This is a genomic window from Methylobacterium mesophilicum SR1.6/6 (genome assembly GCF_000364445.2).
In the GTDB taxonomy this organism is placed as follows: domain Bacteria; phylum Pseudomonadota; class Alphaproteobacteria; order Rhizobiales; family Beijerinckiaceae; genus Methylobacterium; species Methylobacterium mesophilicum_A.
Genome location: NZ_CP043538.1, coordinates 2,099,505 through 2,124,108 on the forward strand (window position 1 = coordinate 2,099,505; position 24,604 = coordinate 2,124,108).

At 71.0% G+C, this 24,604-nt stretch carries 22 protein-coding genes; 13 read left to right on the forward strand and 9 right to left on the reverse strand.

The genetic code is table 11. The features are described from left to right. Positions 1 to 45 precede the first annotated feature (45 nt). From MMSR116_RS09880 to deoA, 9 genes are all read left to right on the forward strand, one after another. Entirely contained in the window at positions 46 to 1,173 is a 1,128-nt protein-coding gene (locus MMSR116_RS09880; protein WP_010684973.1) for a patatin-like phospholipase family protein, read from the forward strand. Between the two features lie 404 nt (positions 1,174 to 1,577). Continuing rightward, positions 1,578 to 3,269 (forward strand): methyl-accepting chemotaxis protein, encoded by a 1,692-nt coding sequence (locus MMSR116_RS09885; RefSeq protein WP_010684974.1) that lies wholly within the window; start codon positions 1,578 to 1,580, stop codon positions 3,267 to 3,269. A 157-nt stretch (positions 3,270 to 3,426) separates the two neighbouring features. After that, complete coding sequence (locus MMSR116_RS09890; protein ID WP_010684975.1) at positions 3,427 to 3,981, forward strand: glutathione peroxidase; 555 nt, start codon at positions 3,427 to 3,429, stop codon at positions 3,979 to 3,981. A gap of 56 nt (positions 3,982 to 4,037) precedes the next feature. Beyond that, positions 4,038 to 4,676, forward strand: coding sequence for a sigma-70 family RNA polymerase sigma factor (locus MMSR116_RS09895; protein WP_010684976.1), 639 nt, complete (start codon positions 4,038 to 4,040; stop codon positions 4,674 to 4,676). A gap of 92 nt (positions 4,677 to 4,768) precedes the next feature. Beyond that, on the forward strand, positions 4,769 to 5,533 hold the full coding sequence (locus MMSR116_RS09900) for an anti-sigma factor (RefSeq protein ID WP_010684977.1): 765 nt from the start codon (positions 4,769 to 4,771) through the stop codon (positions 5,531 to 5,533). 64 nt (positions 5,534 to 5,597) lie between these two features. Beyond that, on the forward strand, positions 5,598 to 6,026 hold the full coding sequence (locus tag MMSR116_RS09905; protein ID WP_010684978.1) for a cytidine deaminase: 429 nt from the start codon (positions 5,598 to 5,600) through the stop codon (positions 6,024 to 6,026). Then, positions 6,019 to 6,843 carry a purine-nucleoside phosphorylase gene (locus MMSR116_RS09910; protein ID WP_010684979.1) on the forward strand — a complete coding sequence of 275 codons (825 nt, stop codon included), beginning with the start codon at positions 6,019 to 6,021 and terminating at the stop codon, positions 6,841 to 6,843. The genes MMSR116_RS09905 and MMSR116_RS09910 overlap by 8 nt, the downstream gene beginning before the upstream one ends. Further along, complete coding sequence (gene deoC / locus MMSR116_RS09915; RefSeq protein ID WP_010684980.1) at positions 6,836 to 7,567, forward strand: deoxyribose-phosphate aldolase; 732 nt, start codon at positions 6,836 to 6,838, stop codon at positions 7,565 to 7,567. Before MMSR116_RS09910 ends, deoC begins: the two co-directional genes overlap by 8 nt. A gap of 2 nt (positions 7,568 to 7,569) precedes the next feature. Then, on the forward strand, positions 7,570 to 8,868 hold the full coding sequence (gene deoA / locus MMSR116_RS09920; protein ID WP_010684981.1) for a thymidine phosphorylase: 1,299 nt from the start codon (positions 7,570 to 7,572) through the stop codon (positions 8,866 to 8,868). A 100-nt stretch (positions 8,869 to 8,968) separates the two neighbouring features. Here deoA and MMSR116_RS09925 read toward each other — a convergent pair whose 3' ends face one another. The 4 genes from MMSR116_RS09925 to dnaK all read right to left on the reverse strand — a co-directional run bounded on the left by MMSR116_RS09925 (position 8,969) and on the right by dnaK (position 13,417). Beyond that, positions 8,969 to 9,283 carry a hypothetical protein gene (locus MMSR116_RS09925; RefSeq protein WP_010684982.1) on the reverse strand — a complete coding sequence of 105 codons (315 nt, stop codon included), beginning with the start codon at positions 9,281 to 9,283 and terminating at the stop codon, positions 8,969 to 8,971. Positions 9,284 to 9,392: 109 nt separating this feature from the next. Beyond that, positions 9,393 to 10,031, reverse strand: coding sequence for a class I SAM-dependent methyltransferase (locus MMSR116_RS09930; protein WP_010684983.1), 639 nt, complete (start codon positions 10,029 to 10,031; stop codon positions 9,393 to 9,395). Between the two features lie 139 nt (positions 10,032 to 10,170). Then, positions 10,171 to 11,319 carry a molecular chaperone DnaJ gene (gene dnaJ, locus MMSR116_RS09935; RefSeq protein ID WP_010684984.1) on the reverse strand — a complete coding sequence of 383 codons (1,149 nt, stop codon included), beginning with the start codon at positions 11,317 to 11,319 and terminating at the stop codon, positions 10,171 to 10,173. Positions 11,320 to 11,500: 181 nt separating this feature from the next. Beyond that, positions 11,501 to 13,417 carry a molecular chaperone DnaK gene (gene dnaK, locus MMSR116_RS09940; protein WP_010684985.1) on the reverse strand — a complete coding sequence of 639 codons (1,917 nt, stop codon included), beginning with the start codon at positions 13,415 to 13,417 and terminating at the stop codon, positions 11,501 to 11,503. Between the two features lie 388 nt (positions 13,418 to 13,805). On the opposite strand from dnaK, the gene MMSR116_RS09945 reads away from it, so the two are divergent. Next, positions 13,806 to 14,798 (forward strand): hypothetical protein, encoded by a 993-nt coding sequence (locus MMSR116_RS09945; protein ID WP_010684986.1) that lies wholly within the window; start codon positions 13,806 to 13,808, stop codon positions 14,796 to 14,798. Between the two features lie 100 nt (positions 14,799 to 14,898). On the opposite strand, the gene MMSR116_RS09950 is transcribed toward MMSR116_RS09945, so the two are convergent. Beyond that, a complete protein-coding gene (locus MMSR116_RS09950; RefSeq protein ID WP_238287148.1) occupies positions 14,899 to 15,444 on the reverse strand; it encodes a YqgE/AlgH family protein in 546 nt (181 codons plus the stop codon). A 676-nt stretch (positions 15,445 to 16,120) separates the two neighbouring features. On the opposite strand from MMSR116_RS09950, the gene MMSR116_RS09955 reads away from it, so the two are divergent. Together MMSR116_RS09955 and MMSR116_RS09960 are read left to right on the forward strand one after the other, a co-directional pair. Further along, positions 16,121 to 16,600 (forward strand): peroxiredoxin, encoded by a 480-nt coding sequence (locus MMSR116_RS09955; protein WP_010684988.1) that lies wholly within the window; start codon positions 16,121 to 16,123, stop codon positions 16,598 to 16,600. 91 nt (positions 16,601 to 16,691) lie between these two features. Further along, a complete protein-coding gene (locus MMSR116_RS09960; RefSeq protein ID WP_010684989.1) occupies positions 16,692 to 17,333 on the forward strand; it encodes a DedA family protein in 642 nt (213 codons plus the stop codon). Between the two features lie 6 nt (positions 17,334 to 17,339). Here MMSR116_RS09960 and MMSR116_RS09965 read toward each other — a convergent pair whose 3' ends face one another. Both MMSR116_RS09965 and MMSR116_RS09970 read right to left on the reverse strand, forming a co-directional pair. Further along, positions 17,340 to 18,089, reverse strand: a complete 750-nt coding sequence (locus MMSR116_RS09965) for a restriction endonuclease (protein WP_010684990.1) — start codon at positions 18,087 to 18,089, stop codon at positions 17,340 to 17,342. A 96-nt stretch (positions 18,090 to 18,185) separates the two neighbouring features. Next, positions 18,186 to 18,599 (reverse strand): MucR family transcriptional regulator, encoded by a 414-nt coding sequence (locus MMSR116_RS09970; RefSeq protein ID WP_010684991.1) that lies wholly within the window; start codon positions 18,597 to 18,599, stop codon positions 18,186 to 18,188. A 423-nt stretch (positions 18,600 to 19,022) separates the two neighbouring features. On the opposite strand from MMSR116_RS09970, the gene MMSR116_RS09975 reads away from it, so the two are divergent. Next, on the forward strand, positions 19,023 to 21,698 hold the full coding sequence (locus MMSR116_RS09975; protein WP_010684992.1) for a bifunctional acetate--CoA ligase family protein/GNAT family N-acetyltransferase: 2,676 nt from the start codon (positions 19,023 to 19,025) through the stop codon (positions 21,696 to 21,698). 208 nt (positions 21,699 to 21,906) lie between these two features. Here MMSR116_RS09975 and MMSR116_RS09980 read toward each other — a convergent pair whose 3' ends face one another. Then, on the reverse strand, positions 21,907 to 22,440 hold the full coding sequence (locus MMSR116_RS09980) for a Dps family protein (protein WP_010684993.1): 534 nt from the start codon (positions 22,438 to 22,440) through the stop codon (positions 21,907 to 21,909). 145 nt (positions 22,441 to 22,585) lie between these two features. Further along, complete coding sequence (locus MMSR116_RS09985) at positions 22,586 to 24,331, reverse strand: L,D-transpeptidase family protein (RefSeq protein WP_010684994.1); 1,746 nt, start codon at positions 24,329 to 24,331, stop codon at positions 22,586 to 22,588. Between the last annotated feature and the right edge of the window lie 273 nt (positions 24,332 to 24,604).

Sequence of the window (24,604 nt, forward strand, 5' to 3'; positions counted from 1 at the left end):
CTGCATTGCAGCATCCCATCTTAGCGGGCTGATCAGGAGGCCCATATGAGCGAGCAGTCCGGCGGCGCCGAGCCGCACAATCCCGCCACCGCGGTACCGGAGGCGCCCGTTTCGGACGCAATCGAGGCGCCCCCCGCCCACGCGCCGGGTCACATGCTGGCTGGTCCCGGCGCCGAGAAGCCGGTCGCCCTGGCGCTACAGGGCGGCGGCGCGCACGGCGCCTTCACCTGGGGCGTCCTCGACGCTCTGATCGAGGACGGGCGGCTCGGTTTCGAGGCGGTGACGGGGGCGAGCGCCGGCGCGATGAACGCCGTCGTCCTCGTGGACGGCTGGCTGAAGGGCGGACCGGACGGGGCCCGCGAGGGGCTGGAGCGCTTTTGGCGCGAGGTCAGCCTCGACGGCGATCTCGGGCCGGCCCAGCGCAACCTCGTCAGCGGCCTGTTCAGCCTGTGGAAGGGCAACCCGGTGGCCGAGTTCTGGGCCAAGATGCTGGCGCCGAGCCCCTACGTGTCGAACCCGCTCAACATCAACCCGCTGCGCAAGGCGCTGGCCGAGCAGGTCGATTTCGACCGCCTGCGCGAGGCCGACACGGCGGGCCTGTTCGTCTCGGCCACCAATGTCTGGACCGGCAAGCTCGCGGTGTTCGAGCGCGAGCGACTGACCGTCGACCACCTGATGGCCTCGGCCTGCCTGCCCACCGTCTTCCAGGCGGTCGAGATCGACGGCGTGCCCTATTGGGACGGCGGCTATCTCGGCAACCCGCCCCTCTACCCGCTTCACCGCGGCGCCCAGACCCGCGACATCGTGCTGGTGCAGATCAACCCCGTGGAGCGGCGCGAGACGCCCCGCACGGAGAACGAGATCCGCGACCGTCTCAACGAGATCACCTTCAACGCCAACCTGATGCGGGAATTGCGGGCGATCGACTTCCTCGACGGGCTGATCGAGGAGGGCGTCCTCGGTCAGGGCGAGTACCGCCGGGTCCTGGTGCACCGGATCGACGGGACCGACGCGCTGGAGGACTACAACGCCGCCTCCAAGCTCGATGCCCGCTGGACCGTGTTCAAGCGCCTGCGCGACAAGGGCCGCGGCGCCGCGCAGACCTGGCTCGCCGAGAACTACGAGCGGATCGGCCGGGATTGCACGGTCGATCTGCAGCAAGCCTATCAGTGACACGGGCCGCTGATCGCGAACGTGCGAAGCGGTCTCCAGTCGAAGCTTCCTGTCGGTGAAGACCGCTCCATCATCGCGCGCAGCGAAAAGGCGTGAGGACGGTGCGATAACCACGAGCGTGGCGCCGGCCGGACCGCTTCGCCGCGCTCGTACAAATGGCGCCGCCGAGACGATCGGCCGGAAGCGGCATGATTGATATCTTGATCGCGTTCGCGAAGATTTTTAGGCGAGAAAAGGCCCAGACCTCGCGAACGCATATCTAAAAAAGGCAATTGGCTATATTTTTCCGCCTAAATTTCCAGAAACACAACTACATATATTCTTCACGAACCTCCGTTACGCGCACCGGGATGGGGCGCACATCGCAGAATAGCGCGTCCGTCACTTTGGGGAGGTGCTGAAACATGTCGCTTCGTATGTCTGATTACAGGATCAGCATCAAGATTGCGCTGGTCATGGGTGCGATGCTCGTCGTTACGCTGATCGTCGCCGCCATAACCCTGCGGAACACCGATGAGATCCGGGACACGCAGGATTGGATCGGGCACACGCAGACCCTCTTGACACACGTCGACCGGTTGAACCTCGCGATCGTCAACCGTGAGACGGGCCTGCGCGGCTACCTGCTCTCCGCGGAGCAGCGCTTCCTCGAACCCGAGACGGCCGGGCGCGAGGCTTTCGCGGCCGCCTGGGCGGAGGTGCGGCGGCTGACGGCGGACAATTCCGCGCAGCAGATCCGCTTGGCTGACCTGAAGGCCCTGGCCGACCGCTGGGGCAGCGAGTTCGCGGATCGCGAGATCGCCCTGATGGGCGACGCGGCGACCCGGGAGGAGGCCCGCCGGATCATGCTCACGGGCGTCGGCAAGGCGGTCATGGACAAGATGCGCGCGAAGACGGCCGAGATCGCCCAGACCGAGCGCGCGCTGATGCAGGAGCGGGCGAATGCCGCTGCGGCGGCCATCGCCACGACGCGCTCCGCCATCCTGACCGGGCTCGGGCTGATGGCGGGCATCGGCCTCGTCGGGCTGACGCTCCTGCAACTCGGCATCGCTAAGCCGGTCCGCGCCATCACGGCCGCGATGACCCGGATGGCCGGCAACGACCTCAAGACCGAGGTCCCCGGCGTCGGACGCGGCGACGAGATCGGCGCCATGGCCGATTCGGTTCAGGTCTTCCGGGACGGCCTCGTGCGGGCCGCGGCCCTGGAGGCGGAGGCGGCGCAGGCGCGCGTCGCCCTGGAGGCGCAGCGCAGGGCCGCGATGTCGGAGATGGCCGACGGCTTCGAGACGGCGGTCGGCGGCGTGGTCCGCGCCGTCTCGGCGGCGGCGACCGAGCTGGAATCCGCCGCCGCGCGCATGAGCGCCGCCGCGACCGAGACGGCCGACCAATCCACCGCGGTCGCGGCGGCGGCCGAGCAGGCGGCCTCGAACGTCAACACGGTGGCGGCCGCCGCCGAGGAGCTGGGTGCGACCGTCAACGAGATCGGCCGTCAGGTGCAGACGGCGGCCGGCTTCGCCGACACGGCCGTCTCCGAGGCCGGGAAGTCCTCGGACCTGATGCGCAGCCTGCGCGAGAGCGCGATGCGGATCGGCGACGTGGTCGGGCTAATCTCGGGCATCGCCGCGCAGACGAACCTGCTGGCGCTGAACGCCACCATCGAGGCGGCCCGGGCCGGTGAGGCGGGACGGGGCTTCGCGGTTGTCGCCAGCGAGGTCAAGGAACTGGCGGGCCAGACCGCCAAGGCCACCGAGGAGGTGGCCCGGCAGATCGGTGAGATCCAGTCCTGGACCGGAGACGCCTCGCAGGCGATCGCCGCGGTCGTCAGCCGCATCAACGAGATCAGCGCGGTCTCCGGCGGGATCGCCGCGGCGATCGAGGAACAGGGCTCGGCGACCCAGGAGATCGTCCGGAACGTCGGGCAGGCGGCGCTCGGGACCGGAGCCGTCACGTCGAACATCGCGGCCGTGGCACATGCCGCCGGAGGGGCGGGGACTGCCGCCGCGCAGGTGCTCGACTCGGCTTCCGGCCTGTCGGGGCAGGCCCGGCAGCTCGACGCCGAGATGCGCCGCTTCCTCGACACCGTCCGGGCGGCCTGAGGCTGGCCCCGCAGACCTTCGCTTCCGCCGGCCGGCGGCTCTGCGTCCATTCAGCCGCCCCGGCCCGTGAAACGATGGTGGGCTTGGCGCGTTGGCGCGCGAGCGGAAGCGTCCGGCCCGGCTTGGTCCGGCCCGGTCCGGCAAGGAGGTCGACGCCATGACGATGCTGCGCCGCGAAGCCCTGATCCTGATCGGTGCCGGCCTCGCAGGGGGTGCCCGCGCCGCCGAGGCCGCGCGGGCCACTGACTTCGCCTTCGAGACGGCCGAGGGCGCGCCGATGCCGCTCGCCGCCTATGCGGGCAAGCCGGTTCTGGTGGTGAACACCGCCACCGCCTGCGGCTATGCCGGCCAGCTCGCCGGGCTCCAGACCCTGTGGACCCGCTTCGGCGACAGAGGGCTCACGGTGATCGGCGTGCCGTCCCCTGATTTCGGCAATCAGGAGCCGCTGGACGGGCCGGCCATCGCGGAGGCCGCCCGGAAGAACCACGGCGTCACCTTCCCGCTCACCGCCAAGACCCGGGTGAAGATGCCGGGCGCTCATCCCTTCTACCGCTGGGCCGCCGCGGAGCGCCCGGGCGAGACGCCGCGCTGGAACTTCCACAAGTACCTGATCGCCCGCGACGGCAGCCTCGCGGCGGCCTTCGCCACGCAGGTCGAGCCCACGGATCCGCGGATGATCGCGGGCATCGCGGGCGCCCTCGAACAGGCCTGAGACGCCGCGAGTCCGGGAGGCGGGATTAAAGGCCGGCGCCCCCGCGTTCACACCCTATGACATTGGACAAGCAGAAGCGCCCGGACATTATCGACCTGCTGGTGCCTCTGCGGCGCTATGCGCGGTCCCTGACCCGCGACGCGCTGCGGGCGGACGACCTCGTGCACGATACATTGGTGCGCGCGCTGGAAATGCAGCATTCCCTGCGCCCGAACACCAACCTGCGCACCTGGATGATGACGGTGCTGCACAACGCCTTCATCGACGAGCAGCGCCGCCGACAGGTCGAGGCACGTCACGCCGACACCCTGGTGCGGATGGCCGAGGATATGGCGCCCCCCGCCCAGGAGGGGCGGGTGCGCCTCGCCCAGATCCGGCAGGCGTTCCTCACCCTGCCCGAAGAACAGCGCGCGGCGCTTCACTTGGTCACCCTGGAAGGCATGGCCTACGCGGATGCCGCCGCCGTGCTCGGCATCCCGATCGGCACGCTGATGTCCCGCCTCGGCCGAGGCCGGGCGGCGCTGCGGGCCTTCGAGGAGGGCGGGCGTGCTGACCGGCCGACCGACGAGGCCGAGCCCGGCGCGAGCGCCCCGGGCGCGCGGCGCGGGCCGCCCTCCGCCCTCAGGCTCGTCGTGTCGGACGAGCCGAAGGGCCGGTCCGGATGGCCTCTCCGCCGCGCGGCCGGAGAGAACTGAGAGCAACAGCCCGGCGCCGACGGTGCCGGTACGATCGAACGACTGGAGCCGGCGGATCGCCTCCAGGGCACGCTGGATTCGAGGACTTCACGATGATGGATCCGATCACAGACGACGATCTCATCGCCTTCGTCGACGGGCAGATCGACCCGATGCGCCGCCTCGAGGTGGAGGCTCATCTGGCGAACGATCCCGCGAGCGCGGCCCGGGTCATGGCCGAGATGCACGACCGCGACGCCCTGCGGGCCTGCTTCACGCCGGTCCTGGGGCCCGGGCCCGATCGCAACGTCGTGCTGGCGCGCCGCTTCGACCGGAACCTGCGCTGGCGCCGGGTCGCGTCGCGCCTGAAGCGGGCCGCGGCCATCGCGGTGCTGGTGGGCGCGGGCTGGCTCGCTCATGACGAGATCGGCCGCTTCGGTATCCCCGACACGCTCGCGGCGACGCCCGACCCGGCCCTGATCGCGGATGCCAAACAGGCCCGCGCCGTCGCGCAGCTGCGCAAGAGCATCGCCAACCAGGGCAACAGCCCCGTCTACGACCGGGCGCGGCTGCGGACCGTCACGGGAATTGACCTTCCGGCACTTCCGGACGGCTGGCGGGTGCGCGACATCCAGATCTTCCCGGCCCGGCACGGGACCGGCATCGAGATCGCCCTCGATGCCGGCGACCTCGGCGAGGCATCGCTGTTCGCGACCCGCGGCATCCGCGGCGGCCCGGCGACGCTCACCGGCTCGGACGACGGCGATGTGCTGTCCTGGAACGCGGGCGACACCGCCTACGCGCTGAGCGGCCCACGGGACGACGCGGATCTGCGGCAGGCCGCCAGCCTGCTCGGCGCGGGCACGGCGGTGCGCTGAGCGCACGCTGAGGCTGATCGGGGACCCTCGACAGCGCACCCCGGCTGGTGCCAATGATCGGCCCATGCAGGCCGCGGATTCGGAACGGGCAGGTGACGGGCTGACGGCCCTGTTCGAGGCCGCCCGCGCGGTCCGCGCGCAGGCGCACGCGCCGTATTCCCGCTTCCGCGTCGGTGCGGCGTTGCGCGATGACCGGGGCGGGGTCCACGCCGGCTGCAACGTCGAGAACGCGGCTTATCCGGTGGGGACCTGCGCGGAGGCCGGGGCGATCGCCGCCATGGTGGCCTCCGGCGGGCGGCGCATCGCGGCGATCCTCGTCTGCGGGGACGGCGTCGGCCTCGTAACGCCCTGCGGGGCCTGCCGCCAGCGCATCCGCGAATTTGCCGGGCCGGACACGCCGATCCATGCCGCCGGGCCTGACGGTGTCGCCCGCACCTTCACGCTGGCGGAACTGCTCCCGGAATCCTTCGGTCCGGAGACGCTGGGTGAGTGAGGCGGCCGCCCTCGCGGCCCTGCGCGCCGCGGGCTTTGCCGGACCCTATGCCTGCGCGCTCGTGACCGGCACCGGGCTCGGCGGCGTCGCGGCGGCCCTCCATGACGCGACTGCCCTCGACTACGCGGCGATCCCCGAATTCCCGGGGCCGGGCGTCAGCGGCCATGGCGGCCGGCTGCACCGCGGGCGCCTCGCGGGGCGGCTCGTCCTGGTCTTCGAGGGGCGCGCGCACGCCTACGAGCGCGGCGATCCGGCGGCGATGCGGGTGCCGCTCGCCTGCGCACACGGTCTCGGTGCCCGGCGCCTGCTGCTCACCAACGCCTCCGGCTCGCTGCGGCCGGAGGCCGGCCCCGGTCGCCTCGTGCTGCTCGCCGATCACATCAACCTCTCCGGGCTGAATCCGCTGATCGGCGAGGCGAGCGACGCGCGCTTCGTGCCGATGACCGAGGCCTACGATCCGGATCTGCGGCTGCGGCTGCACGCGGCGGCCGCAGCCTGCGACCTGCCGCTGGGGGAGGGGATCTACGCGTGGTTCTCCGGTCCGAGCTTCGAGACGCCCGCGGAGGTCCGGATGGCCGGCATCCTGGGGGCCGACCTCGTGGGCATGTCGACCGTGCCCGAGGTCATCCTGGCGCGCTTCCTGGGTCTGCCGGTGGCGGCGATCTCGGTCGTGACCAACCTCGCGGCCGGGATCGCCGGGGGCGCACCGCACCACGCGGAGACGAAGGCGATGGCGGCCCGCGCCGCGGAGGATCTCGGACGCCTCGTCCGGGCCTTCGTGGCCGGCCTGCCCGAGGGAGAGACGGCCGATGACTGATGCCGAAGCCGGTGCCGTCGCGCGCCGGGCGCTGCCGCTCCTCGATCTCACCGATCTCGGCGAGACCTGCACGGAGACCAAGATCGATGCCCTCTGCCGGGACGCGAAGCGCGGTGCCGTCGCGGCGATCTGCGTCTGGCCGCGCTTCGTCGAGCAGGGCGCCCGGGCGCTCGCCGGCACCGGCATCCGGGTCGCCACGGTGATCAACTTCCCCGCCGGCGGCGAGGATTGCGCCCGCGCCACCGACGACACCGCCGAAGCCCTGCGCGACGGGGCCAACGAGATCGACCTCGTCCTGCCTTATCGCGCCCTCCTGCGGGGTGACGGGGCCCTCGCCCGCGACATGGTGGAGGCCGTGCGCGACACCTGCGGCGTGGCGACCCTGAAGGTGATCCTGGAGACCGGCGAACTCGGCGATCCCGGGCGGATCCGGGAGGCCAGCCGGCTCGCCCTGGAGGCGGGCGCCGACTTCCTGAAGACCTCCACGGGCAAGAGCCCGGTCTCGGCAACGCCGGAGGCCGCCGAGGCGATGCTGGCCGAGATCCGGGCGAGCGGTCGGCCCGCAGGCCTCAAGGTCTCCGGGGGCCTGCGCAGCGTCGCCGATGCCGGAATCTATCTGGACTTGGCCGACCGGATCATGGGGCCGGGCTGGGTGGGTCCCAAAACCTTCCGGCTCGGCGCGAGCAGCCTGTTCGAGACGCTGATCCAGGCCCGGGACCTGTGAGCGTGCGGCTGCCCCAGGAGACGATCCGCGCCAAGCGCGACGGCCTGCCCCTCGCTCCCGAGGAAATCGAAGCCTTCGTGCGCGGGCTCACCGACGGCGCGGTGGGGGAGGGGCAGGCGGCGGCCTTCGCCATGGCGGTGTTCTTCCGCGGGCTGACACTGCCGGAGCGGGTGGCGCTGACCCGGGCAATGGCCGAATCCGGCCGCGTCCTCGCCTGGGATCTGCCGGGGCCGGTCCTCGACAAGCACTCCACCGGCGGGATCGGCGACACGGTGAGCCTGCCGCTCGCCGCCATGGTGGCGGCCTGCGGCGGCTACGTGCCGATGATCTCAGGCCGGGGCCTCGGCCATACCGGCGGCACGCTGGACAAGCTCGGCAGCATCCCGGGCTACGACGCGACGCCCGGGCTCGACGCCTTCCGCCGGGTCGTCGGCGACGTCGGCTGCGCGATCATCGGCCAGACGGCCGACCTCGCCCCCGCGGACCGCCGCCTCTACGCGATCCGCGACGTGACCGGCACGGTGGAATCCCTCGATCTGATCACCGCCTCGATCCTGTCGAAGAAGCTCGCCGCCGGCCTCGACGGGCTGGTGATGGACGTCAAGCAGGGGTCCGGCGCCTTCATGGCGACCCTCCCCGATGCGCGGGCGCTGGCCGGGAGCATCGTTACGGTGGCGGAGGGGGCCGGGCTTCGCACCGCCGCGCTGATCACCGACATGGACGCGCCGCTGGCCAGCGCCGCCGGCAACGCCGTCGAGGTCGCCTACGCCATCGACTACCTGACCGGCGCGCGCCGCGAGCCGCGCTTCCACGCGGTCACGCTGGCGCTCGGGGCCGAGATGCTGGTCGCCGGGGGGCTCGCGGCGGACCGCGCCGCCGCCGCGGAGCGGCTGGAGCGGAGCCTCGCGTCGGGGCAAGCGGCCGAACGCTTCGCCCGCATGGTCGCAGCCCTCGGCGGGCCTGCCGATCTATTGGACAAGCCGGGTCAGCATCTGCCCGCGGCGCCGGTGCGGCGGCCGGTCCATCAGGACGGGACCGTGGCGGGCATCGCGACCCGCGCGCTCGGTCTGGCTGTCATCGAACTCGGCGGGGGCCGGACCCGGCCGGAGGATCGCATCGACCCGCGTGTCGGCTTCACGGACCTAGCCGGACACGGCTCGGCGGACGGTCTGCTCGGGATCGTCCACGCGGCCGACGCGGCGTCGGCGGAGCGGGGCGAGGCGGCTCTGCGCAAGGCCTACAGGATGGGCGAGGCGGCCGCCCCGCGACCGGCCGTGATCGAGGCTGTCGGCGCCCGATAGCCCACCGCACCGGGGGCGGGCCGCACCCGGGCATGACCGGGCGCGGCGTTCTCGTCTCAGCGCACGTCCCCGCGTCGGATCAGAGACGGCACTGTCGGGCTTACCAGCGGCCGTGGCCGTGACGATGGCCCCAGCCGCCGTGGTGATGGTGGTGACGCGGGCCGAAGCCGTGGTGGCGCCAGCCGTGATGGTGCCCGCGTCCCCAGCCGTGATGATGATGGCGCGGGCCGAAGCCGTGATGGTGACCCCATCCGCCGTGGCGGTGGCCGTAGCCATACTGGACAGTGGTGATGTCGGAGCCCTGCTGCAGTCCGGCATCCCGGCTGAGTGGCGCCGCCACGGCCGGCCCCGCGACGGCGAGCCCTCCGAAAGCCAGTGCGGTAGCCCAGCGGATACGTGCGGTCTTGGTGAACATCGGCGTCCTCCTGCTCCACGCCGGGCGCGATGCCGCGTCCGGCCGTGTCACAGGTTTGCGCGCCTTAAGTTGACGCAAACGTGATCCATTCGCTCAGGCCGTGTTCAGGTCAGGGCCGGCGGTAGACCCAGACCCGGGCGGGCGGCAGGTTGAGCCAGACCCGGTTCGAGCGGTCGGCGGTGTAGCTGCCCGCCTCGCATCGGGCCGGGATCGGCGGCACCACCGCGTAGGTGAACTGCACGAAGGGCGCGCCCGGCCGCATCAGGTCATGGGCCGCGTTGAGCAGGTCTAGCCGCTGCTCCAGTGGCTTGGTGAACAGTGGCAGGCTGGAGATCGTCGCTGCGGCGGGTTGGTCGAGCACGCTTCGAAGAGTGCTGCGCATGTCGTAGGCGTCACCGCGGATGACGGTCACGCCCGGGAAGCGATGGGTCAGCAACCGGCAGAAATCGGGGTTGAACTCGACCAGGATCAGACGCTCCGGGGCGATGCCGCGCCGGATCAGCGCCTCGGTCACCGGGCCCGTGCCGGGGCCGAGCTCGACCACGGGCCCCTCAAGCCGCGGATCCACGTAGGACGCCATGGTCCGGGCGAGCATCTTGCCCGAGGGCGTCACCGCGCCGGTGACGAGGGGGCGCTCCAGCCAGGAGCGGAGGAACCGGGCCTCGTCCTCCAGGGGGTCGCGCCGCGGCCCGAAAATCGCGCTCCTGGCGGCAGGAGCATTCGCGTTGGGACGGCGGAGCGGCGGCAAGTCCTGGATTCCTTGATGCCGGATGAGAATGAAAGGCTAGGGACGGCGTTGTCTTACAGTCAAGCCGGGACGGCGCCTAGGGTGCGCCGGCCACGCCGGCCGGATGCATAACAGGTCTGCCCCCGTTTCGGATCCGGCCTCATGGCCGGACCGCGCCCCCGAAGAAGTCCCGCACCTTCGAGAAGAAGCCCGCGGATTCGGGATGGTTCTCCGGGGAAGCCGACTGGTCGAACTCCTGGAGCAGCTCGCGCTGGCGCTTGGTCAGGTTCTGCGGGGTCTCGACGAAGACCTGGATGTAGAGGTCGCCGACCTCCCGCGAGCGGAGCACCGGCATGCCCTTGCCCTTGATGCGGAACTGCTTGGCGGTCTGCGTCCCCGCCGGGATCCGGACCTGCGTCTGCGAGCCGTCGATCACCGGCACGGTGATCTCGCCGGAGAGCGCCGCGGTCACCATCGAGATCGGCACCCGGCAGAAGAGGTCCGCGCCGTCGCGCTGGAAGAACTCGTGCTGCTTGATCGACAGGAAGACGTAGAGGTCCCCCGCCGGCCCGCCGCGCAAGCCGCTCTCGCCCTCGCCGGCGAGCCGGATGCGCAGCCCGTCATCGACGCCCGCCGGCACGTTGATCGAGAGAGTGCGCTCGCGGTTGACCCGGCCGGCGCCCTGACAGGCGGTGCAGGGATCGTCCACGATCTCGCCACGGCCGTGGCAGTTCGGGCAGGTGCGCTCGATGGCGAAGAAGCCCTGCGCCGCCCGCACCCGTCCGTAGCCCGCGCAGGTCGGGCAGGTCCGCGGCTTCGAGCCCGGCTTGGCGCCGGAGCCGTCGCAGGCTTCGCAGGTCACCGACGTCGGGATCTTGATCGTCTCGGCCTTGCCGGCGAAGGCCTCCTCCAGGGTGATCTCGAGGTTGTAGCGCAGGTCGGCCCCGCGCTCGCGCCCCGGCGCGCCGCCGCGCCCGCGCGCACCGCCGCCCCCGCCGCGGCCGTCGCCGAAGAAGTTGTCGAAGATGTCCGACATGAAGTCGCCGAACTCGTTGCCGAATCCGGGTCCGCCGCCCCCGCCCTGGCTGAAGGCCGCGTGGCCGAACCGGTCGTAGGCGGCGCGCTTCTGGCCGTCGGAGAGGCACTGATAGGCCTCGTTGATCTCCTTGAACTTGATCTCGGCGTCCTTGTCGCCGGGATTGCGGTCCGGATGATAGGTCATCGCGAGCTTGCGGAAGGCGACCTTCATCTCGCCGTCCGTGGCGGTCTTGGTGACCCCCAGGATCTCGTAATAGTCCCGCTTCGACATCCCGCCCTCAGGTGCCTTCCCGTCCCGGTCCGGCCTCCGGATCGCGACGTATCTACCATCGCACCGTCATCCCGGACTCCGCTTCGCGTACCCGGAACAGCGGAGCCTTCAGATGAGCAGCGCACGCAAACGCGGGGCCGGATCGCTCCGGCCCCGCGCGGTCGTATCAGACTCGCGCGCCTCAGGCGCGCTTCTTCTGGTCCTTCTCGTCGACCTCCTGGAAGTCGGCGTCGATGACGTCGTCCTTCTTCTCGGCGGCCGCCGCCTCGGCACCGGCATCCGGGCCGGCCGCCTGGTTGGCGGCGTACATCGCCTCGCCGAGCTTCATCGAGGCCTGCATCAGGTCCGTGGTGCGGGCCTTGATCGCCTCGACGTCCTCACCCTCGAGCGCGGTCTTGAGCGCGGTGATCGCGGTCTCGATCGCACCCTTGTCGGCGGCCGGGACCTTGTCGCCGTACTCGGTCACCGACTTCTCGGTGGCGTGGATCAGGCTCTCGCCCTGGTTCTTCACCTCGACCAGCTCGCGCCGCTTCTTGTCGGCTTCGGCGTTCGCCTCGGCGTCCTTGACCATGCGCTCGATATCGGCGTCCGAGAGGCCGCCCGAGGCCTGGATGCGGATCTGGTGCTCCTTGTTGGTCGCCTTGTCCTTGGCCGTCACGTTGACGATGCCGTTGGCGTCGATGTCGAAGGTCACCTCGATCTGCGGCATGCCGCGGGGCGCCGGCGGGATGCCGACGAGGTCGAACTGGCCGAGCAGCTTGTTGTCGGCCGCCATCTCGCGCTCGCCCTGGAAGACCCGGATCGTGACGGCGTTCTGGTTGTCCTCGGCCGTCGAGAAGGTCTGGGACTTCTTGGTCGGGATCGTGGTGTTGCGGTCGATGAGCCGGGTGAACACGCCGCCCAGCGTCTCGATGCCCAGCGACAGCGGGGTCACGTCGAGGAGCAGCACGTCCTTGACGTCGCCCTGGAGCACGCCCGCCTGGACGGCGGCGCCGATGGCAACGACCTCGTCCGGGTTGACGCCCTTATGGGGCTCCTTCCCGAAGAAGGCCTTCACCACCTCCTGGATCTTCGGCATGCGGATCATGCCGCCGACCAGCACCACTTCGTCGATCTCGGAGGCCGAGACGCCGGCATCCTTGAGCGCCTTGCGGCAGGGCTCGATCGTCCGCTGCACCAAGTCGTCGACGAGCGACTCGAACTTCGCGCGGCTGAGCTTCAGCGCGAGGTGCTTCGGGCCGGTGTTGTCGGCGGTGATGTAGGGCAGGTTGATCTCGGTCTGGGTGGCCGAGGACAGCTCGATCTTCGCCTTCTCGGCGGCCTCCTTGAGGCGCTGGAGCGCGAGCTTGTCCTTGGTCAGGTCGATGCCCTGCTCCTTCTTGAACTCGGCCGTCAGGTACTCGACGATCCGGTTGTCGAAGTCCTCGCCGCCCAGGAAGGTGTCGCCGTTCGTCGACTTCACCTCGAACACGCCGTCACCGATCTCCAGGATCGAGACGTCGAAGGTACCGCCGCCGAGGTCGTAGACCGCGATCGTGCCGGACTTCTTCTTGTCGAGGCCGTAGGCGAGCGCCGCCGCGGTCGGCTCGTTGATGATGCGCAGCACCTCGAGGCCCGCGATCTTGCCGGCGTCCTTGGTGGCCTGACGCTGGGCGTCGTTGAAGTAGGCCGGGACCGTGATGACCGCCTGCGTGACCGGCTGGCCGAGATGCGACTCTGCGGTCTCCTTCATCTTCTGCAGCGTGAAGGCGGAGATCTGCGAGGGCGAGTACTTCTTGCCGTCCGCCTCGACCCAGGCGTCACCGTTGTCGCCGCGGGCGATCTTGTAGGGCACGAGGCCCTTGTCCTTCTGGGTCATCGGATCGTCGTAGGTCCGGCCGATGAGCCGCTTGATGGCGAAGAACGTGCGCTCGGGGTTCGTGACCGCCTGGCGCTTGGCCGGCTGGCCGACGAGCCGCTCGCCGTCGTCCGTGAAGGCGACGATCGACGGGGTGGTGCGCGCGCCTTCCGAATTCTCGATAACCTTGGGCTGCGTGCCTTCCATCACGGCCACGCAGGAATTGGTGGTGCCCAGGTCGATGCCGATAACTTTACCCATGGTGGGATCCCTCTTCTGTCGCGTTCAAGCAGACCGCCGAGCCCCGAAGCAGCTCGGCCCATGGCGGTGTCAGGGGTGATGTGAGTATGGGACCCGGGCCGGATCAAGGGCCGTGAACGGCTGAAACCCAGCGCGCAATCCCGCGTCGAGGGCGATATAAGAAGCGCCTTCCGGGCTCGCAAGGCGAAGCCTGCGCATTGCGACCGGAGGTAGGTGCCGGCGCTATCCCGTTGTGGTTAAACAGTAATGCCGCTGGAGGCCACGGCCGCGCCGGATGGCGTGATCGCATTTTGTTGCTTCGTTGCCACGTCCGCGCCATCGAGAGCATGTTAACGTTTCGACAAGGGGTTGCATGTGGCCCCGCCACTTCGTGTCCCTGTAGAGAACGATGCGTCTGAACCGCAGCCTCTTGCTCCCGTTCCTGGCTGCCGCGGTCGCGGCGCCGGCGATGCTCGTCGCGCCGCCGGCTCAGGCGCAGAATTTCTTCGAGCGTCTGTTCGGCATCAAGCCGGAGCGGCCGCCGGTGCCGCCCCGCGGCGTGCCCGAAGCCCCGACCCCCGCGCCCGCCCCGGCGGCACCCGGCGAGCCGGGTCAGCCTCCGGCCGCCGAGGCGCCGCGGCCTGCGCCCCAGCCCGCCCGGCCCGTGGTGCTCAAGACTCCGTCGGAAGACGGCGTGCTCGGGCAGGACCTTCAGTTGAACGGCCTGTCGGGCAACCTGAAGCTGGAGCGGTCCGGGACCGCCGTGACGGCGCGGATCAAGCTGCCGGGCACCAAGATCTCCCAGCCGGCGGAGTCCTGCACGGTGCCGCTCGGCGGCGGCAACCCCATCGCGTTGAGCACCGAGGGCAAGCCCGAGGGCGTGCCGCGCTTCGAGGCGGCCGGGGCGGAGTGCCCGCTGCGCTTCGACGTGACAGAGGGCGGAGTGCTGGTCTCGACGCTCGCCTCCGGTCCGGTCTGCACCTTCTCGGCCGCGGATTGCGCCACGACGCCCACGGGCCTGTGGGGCCCGCCCGCCGCGACCCTGATCCCGCGGGCGGGCGAGTTCGACACGGCGCGGGGCGTCGCCGACAAGGCGGTGCGCGACAACTACAAGCTCATGACCCAGCGCGCCCGGCGCGAGGACGTGCGGCCGATCGTGAGTGAGCAGGCGGCCTTCTCGTCGGATCGCGAGCAGCTCTGCCGGACCTACGCGCGAGAAGGGGCGCACGGGTTCTGCCACCTGCGGGTCACCGAGAACCGGGCGCTGGCGCTGGCGACGCGCCTCGGCGCCAACACGGCGGTGCCCACGGCCGCGGTCGCCCCGCGCAGGCCGCGGCCGAAGCCCGCCGTGGAGGGCATGAACCCGGATGCGGGCGTCGGCGCCGACGTCGCTCCGGAATAGGCGGCCGCGCCGATCGGGGCCTCGCCGCTGCCCGGCGGTTCTGGGTTGCTTCGCTCCGCTCGCAAGGACGGGGTGCCGCCCCGCCAAACCTCAGGCGGGCTCAGGCGCGGCCGGCGGTCATCGACAGCATGGCGGGATCGATGCCGTTGGCGCGCAGGACCAGATCGTACTTGGCGTCCAAGTCGGCGTTGAAGATCAGTGCCGGGTCGGCCGGGCAGTTGAGCCAGCCGTTGGCCATGATCTCGCTCTCGAGCTGGCCCGCCTGCCAGCCGGCATAGCCCAGTGCCAAGACCGCGCTCGCCGGTCCCTCGCCGCTGGCGATGGCCCGGAGGATCTCGACGGTGGCCGTGAGGCAGATGCCGTCGTCGATGATCAGCGTCGATTGCTGGATGTGGAAATCGTCGGTGTGGAGCACGAAGCCCCGCCGCCCCTCCACGGGCCCCCCCATCAAGACCGGCATGTGCCCGACCCGCTCGCGCAGGCGAATCGCGTCCGCCTCGGGCGCCACGTCCAGCTGGACGAGGAGGTCCGGCATGCTGATGTCGGTGGCCGCCTTGTTGACGATGATGCCCATCGCGCCGTCGGCCGAGTGGGCGCAGACATAGATCAGCGAGCGGGCGAAGCGCTCGTCGGCCATCCCGGGCATCGCGACGAGGAACTGACCGTCCAGAAAGTCCGGTCCCGACAGGGATGTCTGCTGCGGGCCGGCGCCCTTTCCGGCCCGTGCAGGAGCCGGAGGTGTGGAATCCGGTTTGCGGTGCAGAGGAGGCGCCATGACACTATGCTACGCCGCGTCCTCCGGTTGTCCAGCGGGCAAAAGGGACGCGGCAAGCGCGCTGCAAGCTTTGCGCGGTCCGATCCCGTGCGGAAGGATGGGCGGCCGGCGCGAGTCGCGCGCGTCCCGGTGACTCTTCGAGGCGCGATGATCGGGGCGCGTTCCGCCTCTCCGACCACCTTCGATCTTGAGGCGCAGCGCGCGCGGATCGAGCGCGCCCATCGAGCGCGTCCATCAGGAGACGCGGAGCTTCGTCGCCGGGCATCACAAGCTGATCGCGGAGCAGTCGAAGCTCGCCGCCGAGAAGACCAAGCTCGCGGTTGAGACCGCCAAGCTCGGGCGCGACCGGAGCCTCGCGCCCTGCCAAGGCGCACTGTCCGGCATGACGGCCGGGGCGCCCTGGTCGGTACGGGAGCCGCCTTCATCAAGCTCGTCGGGCCGTGAAGCTGCGTCAGCCCGCGATCCTCGACAGGCCCACGCCGCCACGCTAGGTCAGGCGCGCTGCTCACGCGTGCGATCCCAGCGCGCGGCAACGAGGGACCTCGCGATGATCCAGGTCGGCGACCATCTGCCCCAGGCCACCTTCCGGGTGATCGGCCCGGATGGCCCCATCGCCCGCACCACCGACGACGTGTTCAAGGGCCGGCGCGTGGTGCTGATCGGCGTGCCGGGCGCCTTCACCCCGAGCTGCCACCGCAACCACCTGCCGGGCTTCGTCACCCACAAGGACGAGATCCTCGGCCGCGGCATCGACGCCATCGCGGTGACGAGCGTCAACGACGTGTTCGTCCTCGACGCGTGGTCCAAGGCCAGCGGCGCGGAGGGCCTGGAGTTCCTGGCCGACGGCAATGCCGACTTCGCCAAGGCCCTCGGCCTGGAAATGGACGGCACGGGCTTCGGCCTCGGCATCCGCTCGAAGCGCTACTCGATGGTGGTCGAGGATGGCGTGGTCCGCAACCTCAACGTCGAGGAGACCCCGTCGAAGGCCGAGGCTTCCGGGGCCGAGGCGCTGCTGAAGGTCCTCTGAGCCGGCCCGCGCCGCAGCTCGGCCCTCTTAAGGCCACGTTCCGCCGGCTTCAGTCGCCGCGTTTCGCCCGAAGACCGGCCTCGAGGATCGTATGGCCTTCCTGCACGACCTTCCTATCGCAGAGTTGATCGCGAATTACGGCTACATCGCCATCTTCGTGATCATCACCCTGGAGAGCGCGGGGGTGCCGTGCCCGGGCGAGACGGTGCTGATCTCGGCCGCCGTCTATGCCGGCAGCACCGGCAACCTGAACATCGGCCTCGTGATCGCCGCCGCCGCGGGGGCCGCGATCCTGGGCGACAATGTCGGCTACTGGGCCGGGCGGCGCTGGGGCATGCCCCTGCTCCTGCGTTACGGTCACCTCATCGCCCTCGATCACGGGCGGCTCAAGCTCGGCCAGTACCTGTTCCGCCAGCACGGCGGGAAGATCGTGTTCTTCGGCCGGTTCACCGCGATGCTGCGCGCCTACGCGGCGCTGCTGGCCGGCGTGAACCGCCTCGATGCGCGCCGCTTCTTCGCCTTCAACGCGCTGGGCGGCATCGTCTGGGCGGCCGGTATGGGCATCGGCTCCTACTATTGCGGGCGCCAGATCGAGCACATCGTCGGACCGGTCGGGCTGACGCTGCTGGCGCTCGTCGTGTTCGGCGGACTGGCCCTGTGGCTGTTCGTGCGCCGGCACGAGGCGCGCCTGCTCAACGAGGCGGAACTCGCGATCCCCGGCCCCCTCGCCTGAACCGCCTCACGCGGCCGCGAGGTCGATCGCGTCCAGCGCGTCGTGGTGGATGAGGAGAACGCCGGTCGCTGCGGCGAGCCGGCGGGCGGCCGGCGTGAAGCCGGCATTCGAGACCACCGCGGCCCGGTCGCCCGACCAGTAGCGCTGCGCGGCGGCCGCTTCCTGCACGGCGGCGTTGCCGACCGGCTTGCTCAACCGCTTGCACTGGACCACGAGGCGCAGTCCGTCGCGCACCGCGACGATGTCGGCGCCCTGATCGCCGCTCGCCGGCGTCCGGTGGGCCCGCCATCCGGCCTGCACGAGGCGCGCCGCGCAGAACCGCTCGTAATCGAGGCCGTCCTCCGGCGCGTCCTCCTCCTCGGGCAGGGCCACGGCGGCCGCTTCCGCCTCGACGATCGCCAGCATCCGCGCGCGTTCCGCGTCGGCGAGATCGGCGTAGCGAGACCCGATCTGCGGCAGGACCGTGCGGTCGATGAAATAGTCCCGCTCGCGCAGCCAGCCATCCTCGATCCAGTTGCCGTAGGCGTCGCTGAAGCTCTCCTGCCGACGCCGCAGCGCCAGCGTCTCCCGATGCGCCCGCGCGATCCGGCGTACCCGGGCCCGGAAGCGGCGCGGGCGCCCGAGATGGCGCAGCACCACCAAGACCAGGGCGAACCCGGTCGCCGCCAGAGCGGGCCGGCCGTACCAGAGCGCGAACGGGCAGCCGATCACGGCCGTCCAGAACAGGCGGGCGACGAGATTGGGCTTGCCGGGCATCGGGGAGCGTTGGCGTGGACGATCGCTGAACCCTCGCAGGATCCGCTTGCCCGATGCCTAACCGCAGCCGGAAATCTGTGGACGCAGGTGCCGGTCTCAGCCCTTCCGTCGCTGGTGGCCGAGCCCCATGCTCTTGGCGAGATCCGACCGGGCGGCGGCGTAGTTGGGCGCCACCATCGGGTAGTCCGGGGCGAGGCCCCACTTCTGCCGGTACTCGTCGGGGGTCAGGTTGTAGTGCGTGCGCAGATGGCGCTTGAGCGACTTGAACTTCTTCCCGTCCTCCAGGCACACGATGTAGTCGGGCTGGACCGAGCGCCGGACCGAGATGGCGGGCCGCAACTCCTCCGTCGGCGCCGCCTGGGGCTGGCTGAGACCGTGCAGCGTCGCGTGGACCGCCGCGATCAGTCCCGGCAACTCCGGCGCGGGCACCGGATTGTTGCTCACGAAGGCCGACACGATATCGACCGACAACGTGAGATAGTCCGGTTGCCCTTCAACCGTGGCATCCATCCTCGATCCTCCTCGCGACCCCGGCTGTTCCGCCGCGGATCGGGCGGAACGCCGGAATCTGTTTCTGGTCAGCCCGATACAGGGGGGTTAACGCGCAGTTACTATGGTCCTGCGAATTTAATGGCAAGACCAATTTACATCGACCCACAAGTGCCGTTTTGCGGAGGATAAAGGCGGCTGGATATTACCCACAATGCGTACCGCCGGTGATCCCGACCCGGGCCTGTGTGGCGCCCGCAGATGCGAGGCGCTCGGACATTGCGGACGCGACGGCGCGCGCCATCTTGTATGCCGGTGAGCGGCTCGAGGGATCCCGCGTGATCCCGTGCGATCTCGCCGACAGCGAAGGACCACCACATGCACGTCGGCACGCGCGGTTTGCGGGGCTCTACCCCGTGACGGCGGCCCCATGAGTGGCCGGCCGTGAGCACCTACCGGTTCGACAAGCTGCTCGCGCCGCGCTCCATCGCGCTGGTCGGGGCGGTGGCGCGCGAGGGCTCCCTGGGCCGCAGCGTGCTGGACTCCCTGCGCGGCGCCGGCTTTCCGGGCGCGATCCTGCCGATCCAGCCCGGCCACGCGCACGTCGACGGCCTCGCCTGCGTGCCGCAGATCGCCGACCTGCCTGCCGTGCCGGATCTCGTCCTGATCGCGGTGCCGCCTCCGAACGTGCCCGAGGTGGTCGCCCAGGCGGCGGCTGCCGGGGCTGGTGCCGCGGTGATCCTCACGGCGCGACTCGGCTCAGGGCCGGACGATCCCGGGCCGGCCGCCCACCGGATCGCCCGCGCGCAGGGCTTGCGCCTCCTCGGTCCCGACAGCGCCGGCCTCGCGGTGCCCGGCGCCCGGCTCAACGCCAGCCTATTCGCCCACGCCCCCAACGCGGGCGATCTGGCACTGGTGTCGCAATCCGGCACGGTGGCGGCCGCCATCGTGGAGTGGGGCGCGCGCCACGGCACGGGCTTCTCCGCCGTCCTGTCCTTGGGCAGCGTCCTCGACATCGGCGTGGCCGATTGCCTCGATCACTTCGCCGCCGACCACCGCACCCGCGCGATCCTGCTCTGCCTCGACCGAGTCGCGGATGCCCGGCGCTTCATGTCGGCCGCCCGCGCCGCCGCCCGCGCCAAGCCCGTGGTGGTCCTGCGCGCCGGCCGCCACCGGCCCGACACGCGCGCGGCCGTCACCCACACGGGCGCGCTGGCGCGGCCGGACGCGGTCTACGCCGCCGCCTTCCGGCGGGCCGGCCTGCTGGCCGTGCAGGACCTCGACGAGATGTTCTCCGCCGTGGAGACCTTGGGGCGGCAGCGCCCGTTCCCCGGTGACCGGCTTGCGATCGTGTCGAACGGCCGTGGCATCGGACTCCTCGCCGCCGACCGTCTGATCGAGCGGTCCGGCACCCTGGCGGGGATCGCCGCGGCGGAGGGCCGGCCGGCGGGCAATCCCCTCGATCTCGGCATCGACGCGGCGGGACCGGCCTTCGCGGCGGCGTTGGAGCCCCTGCTGACCGACCGGGTCAGCGACGCGGTCCTGGCGATCCACGTCCCCACCGCCCGCTCTGAGGCCGGCGCCGTGGCCAGCGCCATTGCCGGGACGGTCAAGGCCGCCCGCGCCGGACAGACGCGCAAGAAGCCGGTCTTCGCGGTCTGCCTGGGCGATGCCGAGGCGGCGCGCGACGCCTTCGCCGAGGCCGGGATCCCGCATTTCACCACCGATTCCGAGGCGATCGAGGGCTTCCTGCACCTCGTGCGCTATCGCGAGGCGCAGGACGACCTGATGCGCACGCCGGACTCGCTGCCGCGGGACTTCTCCCCCGACACGGCCCGCGCCCGCACGATCGTCGCGGGTGCCCTGCGGCAGGGGGCGGCATGGCTCGACCCGATCGCGGTGAACGGCCTGCTGGAGGCCTACGGGATCCCCACAGTGCCGATCACCCTCGCCCCCGACAAGGAGGCCGCCGCGGCCGCGGCCTGGCCGATCATCGCGGCGGGCGGCACCGTGGCGCTCAAGGTCGTCTCCCCCGATATCGTGCACAAGTCCGATATCGGCGGCGTCCATCTCGACCTGACCAGCGAGGCCGACGTCCGCGAGGCGGCGCGCCGCATCCTGGCCCGGGCGCGCCGGGAGCGGCCGGATGCCCGGGTGACCGGTTTCGCCGTGCAGCCCATGGTCCGCCGGGGCCAGCGCCGCGAACTCATCGCGGGGCTCGCCGAGGATCCGGTTTTCGGTCCCGTGGTGGTGTTCGGGCGCGGCGGCACGGCGGTGGAGGTGATCGACGACCGGGCGCTCGGCCTGCCGCCGCTGGACCTCACCCTGGCCCGCGACCTCATCGGCCGCACCCGGGTGGCGCGGCGGCTCGAAGCCTACCGCGACGTGCCGGCGGCCGATCTGCCGGCCATCGCGCTGACGCTGGTGAAGCTGTCCCAGCTCGCCGCCGACCTCCCGCAGGTGCGCGAACTCGACATCAACCCGCTGCTGGCCGACGAGACCGGCGTGGTCGCGCTCGACGCCCGGGTGCGGATCGCGCGCGCCGAGCGGGGGCGGCACGGCCGTGGGCACCCGCATTTCGCCATCCGACCCTATCCGGTGGAGTGGGTGCGGACCCTCAACCTCAAGGACCGCACCGTCTGCGTGCGGCCCGTGCGGCCGGAGGACGAGGGGCTGTTCCTGACCTTCTTCCAGGGACTCGATCCAGAGGATCTGCGGCTGCGCTTCTTCGGGCCGGTGCGCGCGTTCAGCCACGCATTCCTGGCGCGGCTGACACAGCTCGACTACGCCCGCGCCATCGCGTTCGTGGCCACCGAGAAGGAGCCGCAGGGAGGCGAACGGATGCTGGGCGCGGTGCGGCTGCACGCCGACGCCAATCACGAGAGCGGCGAGTACGCCATCGCCGTCGGCCGCGATGTCCGCGGCACGGGCCTCGCCTTCGCCCTCATGCGCCTGATGATCGACTGGGCGCGCTCCGAGGGCATCGGCCGGGTCGAGGGAACGGTGCTCTCCGAGAACAGGCCGATGCTGGCCGTCTGCCGGCGTCTCGGCTTCGCGCAGGGGCGGGACCCGGAGGATCCGGGCTTGGTGAAAGTGCGGCTGGATCTGGCGGGGGTGTGATGTGCTCCAGTCGCCAAGGCCCCGTCGTCATCCCGGGGCCGCGGAGCGGAACCCGGGATCCAGACCCGCCGACGCGTCAGTCTCTCGCCAAGGCGGTGTTTCCGGGTTCCGGGCTCGCCTGTGGCGCCCGGAACGACGGTGAGCGTGGCATCCGAGGAAGGGAGGCGTCCCAGATTGCCGTCCCGAAGCTCTGCCCGCATGAAGCAGCTCAGTGGCCGCTGTCGGTCGCGTCGCGGGTAATCTCGTAGAGGAACCACGTGCGCTCCTCGGACTGGTCGATCCACTCCTCGAGCTGCGAGGTGGTCGCCACGTCGTCGGCCTCGTCGGTAACCCCGTGAAGCTCGCGCATGTGGGCGGTCAGCGCCTTGTTGTCGTCGCGCAGCTCCTTGAGCATCTCGAGGGGCGAGACGTACTCGGCATCGTTGTCGGGCACGCGCGTCAGGCTCTTGGCCTGGCCGAGCGACCGCAGCACCGTGCCGCCGATCTTCCGGGCCCGCTCGTTGACGGCATCAATGATCCCGAAGATCTGCTCCGACTGCTCGTCCAACAGCAGGTGATAGTCGCGGAAATGCGGGCCGCTCATGTGCCAGTGGAAGTTCTTGGTCTTGATGTAGAGGGCGAACAGGTCGGAGCTGAGGATCGTCAGACCCTCGGCGATCTTCTTGACGTCGTTCGGATCGAGATCCGTCGGGGTGTTGAGCCGTGCGCTCTCGAAGCGGCTGCTCGGCTTGGCCTTGGCCATGGTCGTCTCCAATCGGCTGGTGCGGAGCTGCGCGCCGGGGAGCCTCTCCAGATGTCCCGGGGACGTGCGGCCGCGCTCTCATCCCGCCAATGAACGGCCGGATCCATTGTTCCTCTGGGTCAGGAAACACATGGCTGGGTTGGGTTTAGCGGATGGGTTCGATTGATTCCAAACTACCGGATGCCGCCGAGGACCGGGGCTTCGGAGGCTTCGGCGCAGGCCTGGTAACAGCGGCTGGCTTCACCGACGGAGCGCCCAGGGACGCCTTCGCGACGGGCGAGGCGGCGGGGCCGGGGGCCGCCGGCGGGATGGCCCCCGTCGCCGCGGGCTCGCCGGCCGGCACATCGAGCTTGTAGATGTCGTCGCGGAAATGCGCCTTGCCGTCGGGCGTGGCGTAGCCCGTGAGGTACACGAAGGTCACCGGCACCGGCTTGACGAGCTTGATGTCGCGCCGCTCCCCGTCGGCGATGCCGGTCTCGATCTCGATCGGTCCCCAGGTCGTGCCGGGACCGTTCGGCCCGTCCGTGCCCTGCAGGAGCCAGCCGACCAGCTCCTTGACCTGGCCGACCCGGACGCAGCCGTGGCTGTGGAAGCGCACGCTCGCGGCGAACAGCGACTTCGCCGGGGTGTCATGCATGTAGACGGCAAAGCGGTTCGGCATGTCGATCCGTACCTGGCCGAGCGAATTGTCGAAGCCGGAATCCTGGCGCAGCATGTAGTTGACGGCCTTGTCGCCGGCCCAGTCGATATGAGTCGGGTCCACCTCGCCGGTCGGGCCCAGGATGCGGATGTGGTTCCGGGCGAGGTAGCCCGGGTTCTTGCGCATCTGCGGGATGATCTCGTTCTTCACCACCGAGGCCGGGACGGTCCAGGTCGGATTGAAGTTGATGTCGGTGATCCGGGTCTCGACGGCAGGCGTCGCCTTGTCGGGGGAGCCGACCACCGCCACGTAGCGGCGCGCCACCGCGCCGTTCTCCACGGCCTCGACGGCGGCCGACGGGATGTTGACGACGACGTAGCGCTCGCCGAACGGGAACTTCGAGCCCATCAGCCGCGCCGCGGAGGCGGAGAGCTGGCGCTGGCGTGTCTCGGCCGGCACGTTCAGCGCGTTGATGGTGAGCCGGCCAAGGATACCGCTGTCGGGCAGGCCGTGGCGGGCCTGGAAGGCCGAGATCGCCGCCACCAGCGGCGGGTCGAGGCGATCGCTCGGCGGTGCGTCCGCGGGCAGGTCGCCGGTGAGGGTCAGGTGGTGGCGCAGCGCCGGAATGGCCGGGCTGCGCTCGCCCGGCTTCAGGCGCGCGAGATCCTCCGGCAACCGCTCCCATCCGCCGGCTTCCGCGAAAGCCGCGTAGCGCTCGGCAGCCCGGAGGGTATCGAGGAACGTGCGCGCGGTGAGCGTCGGGTTCGGATCGGCGGAGACCTTGGCGTAGACCAGGGGCGCAGGCTCGCGCGTCTTCTTGACGGCTTCCTTGGCTGCTTCCTGCGGCTTGCCGGGGGCAGGCCGCGCCTCAGGCACCTCCGCGGATCTGGGCTCGGCGGGGGGCGCCTCCGGTCGCTTCGCCTCCTGCGGCTTCGCGATCTCCTGCGGCTTCGCCTCCTGCCCCTTCGCCTCCTGCCCCTTCGCCTCCTGCCCCTTCGCCTCTTGCCCCTTGGCCTCCTGCCCCTTGGCGACCGCGGCCTCCGGTGCAGGAGCTGGAAGCACGGGCGGCGGGGCGGCTGGGGCGGACAGCGACGGCGCCGGCGACGGCGCTGCGTTCGGGCCACCCGTCGGCGCGCCTACGCCCACCGCCTGGGCCCGTGCATCCACGGCGGCGAGCAGCGTCAGCAGCGACAGGCCCGCGCCGAACGCGGCGCGCGGGCGAAGATGACGGCGGGATTGGACCGGGACCATACGCGACACTCCCGACGGCGCCCGGGTCGGCGCGGTCGGCCGGGATGATGGGCTGCCGTGGTTACCAATCTCCTCCGCTCGAAATGGTGGTTGCCGGCCCGGATTCACCATCCTGCGATTGGTTCATCCGCCTGAGACTTCGTGTGGATGTCGGCCGGCGCGAAAAGGGCGCTTATACATTTCGTGATGTGCTGGCCTCGGTACCGCCGTCGTTGCGCGCGGAACGGAGCGGTCCAGGCGGCGCGCTGCCCTGGATCCTACGCTGCGAACGTG